Consider the following 2,293-nt stretch of genomic DNA (forward strand, 5'->3'; position numbering starts at 1 on the left):
GTTGAAGCTTGGGTAAAACCAAGTGGAGGACCGAACCGTTGTAAGTTGAAAATTACTCGGATGACTTGTGGATAGGGGTGAAAGGCCAATCAAACTCGGTGATAGCTGGTTCTCTCCGAAATATATTGAGGTATAGCCTCAGGAGTTTACTTGCGGAGGTAGAGCACTGAAAGGGCTAGGGGGCTTACCCGCTTACCAAACCCTATCAAACTCCGAATGCCGTAAGTTAAGATCCTGGGAGTCAGACCGCGGGTGATAAGGTTCGTGGTCGAGAGGGAAAGAGCCCAGACCGACAGCTAAGGCCCCCAAATCCATACTAAGTGGGAAAGGAGGTGAAGTCGCTTAGACAGCCAGGAGGTTGGCTTAGAAGCAGCCACCCTTAAAAGAAAGCGTAATAGCTCACTGGTCTAGCGACTTTGCGCCGAAAATGTAACGGGGCTAAGTATGGTGCCGAAGCTTCGGAATCAGGTTTACCTGGTTGGTAGGAGAGCGTTCCCATCTGGGATGAAGGTAGATTGGAAAGTCTGCTGGACTGATGGGAAGTGAATATGCTGGCATGAGTAACGATAAAACAGGTGAAAAACCTGTTCGCCGTAAACCCAAGGTTTCCTGGGTAAAGTTAATCTTCCCAGGGTTAGTCGGCCCCTAAGGCGAGGCTGAAAAGCGTAGTTGATGGGAAACGGGTTAATATTCCCGTACCTGCATATGTTCGTTTGAACGATGGGGGGACGCAGGAAGGTAGGTCATCCGGGTGTTGGATATCCCGGTGCAAGCTGGTAGGGATGAGACATAGGCAAATCCGTGTCTCTTTATCCCGAGAAGTGATGCCGTGTCGTAAGACAGAAGTGATTGAGCCTCTACTGCCGAGAAAAGCCTCTAAGTGAGAATATATGCGGACCGTACTGTAAACCGACACAGGTGGGTGGGGTGAGTAACCCAAGGCGTTTGAGAGAACTCTGGTTAAGGAACTCGGCAAAATTACCCCGTAACTTCGGGAGAAGGGGTGCCATTTGGGGTGAGCGTATTTACTTCGCAAGCTTCGAGTGGTCGCAGAGAAATGGCGGTGGCGACTGTTTACTAAAAACATAGGACTCTGCTAAGTCGTAAGACGACGTATAGGGTCTGACGCCTGCCCGGTGCTGGAAGGTTAAGAGGAGATGTCAGCGCAAGCGAAGCATTGAATTGAAGCCCCAGTAAACGGCGGCCGTAACTATAACGGTCCTAAGGTAGCGAAATTCCTTGTCGGGTAAGTTCCGACCTGCACGAATGGATGGCGTAACGATCTCCGCACTGTCTCGACCAGAGACTCAGTGAAATTGAATTGGCGGTGAAGATGCCGTCTCCCCGCAGAAAGACGGAAAGACCCTGTGCACCTTTACTATAGCTTGACATTGGATCTTGAACTATCATGTGTAGGATAGGTGGGAGACTGTGAAGCGGGTACGCTAGTATCTGTGGAGTCAACCTTGAAATACCACCCTTGTTAGTTTAGGATTCTAATCCCTCGCCGTTATCCGGCAGGGAGACAGTGTCTGGTGGGTAGTTTGACTGGGGCGGTCGCCTCCCAAAGAGTAACGGAGGCGCGCAATGGTTCCCTCAGGCTGATTGGAAACCAGCCGTTGAGTGCAAACGCATAAGGGAGCTTGACTGCGAGACAGACATGTCGAGCAGGTACGAAAGTAGGTGTTAGTGATCCGGTGGTCCCGCATGGAAGGGCCATCGCTCATCGGATAAAAGGTACGCCGGGGATAACAGGCTGATCGCATCCAAGAGTTCACATCGACGATGCGGTTTGGCACCTCGATGTCGGCTCATCACATCCTGGGGCGCCGTTTAAAGTGGTACGCGAGCTGGGTTTAAAACGTCGTGAGACAGTTTGGTCCCTATCTTCTGTGGGCGTAGGAGAATTGAGTGGGTCTGTTCCTAGTACGAGAGGACCGGAATGGACGATTCCCTAGTGGACCTGTTGTCACGCCAGTGGCATAGCAGGGTAGCTATAATCGGAATGGATAACCGCTGAAAGCATCTAAGCGGGAAACCAGCCACAAGATAAGTTCTCCCTTGTCGCAAGACACTGAAGATCCCAGGCAGACCACCTGGTAGATAGGCCGGAAGTGTAAGCGCAGTAATGTGTTCAGCTGACCGGTACTAATAGATCGTGAGTCTTAACTCTCTCTCTTCACCTGTTTCTCTTATATATTTCGTCCTGGTGACCACGGCGGAGGGGAACCACCCGATTCCATTCCGAACTCGGAAGTTAAGACCTCCAGCGCCGATGATACTGCAAGTTCAC

The 2,293-nt window shown here is 51.2% G+C and carries 2 rRNA genes (1 of these 2 only partly in view); both read left to right on the forward strand.

Annotated features, from left to right (window positions below):
* Window positions 1–2,181, forward strand: a 23S ribosomal RNA gene (locus CVU60_17945); it begins 745 nt to the left of the window's first position.
* Between the two features lie 24 nt (window positions 2,182–2,205).
* Window positions 2,206–2,293: ribosomal RNA gene (rrf, locus tag CVU60_17950) — 5S ribosomal RNA — on the forward strand; the annotation flags it as partial.

The organism is Deltaproteobacteria bacterium HGW-Deltaproteobacteria-18, from assembly GCA_002841885.1.
In the GTDB taxonomy this organism is placed as follows: Bacteria; Desulfobacterota; Desulfovibrionia; order Desulfovibrionales; family Desulfomicrobiaceae; genus Desulfomicrobium.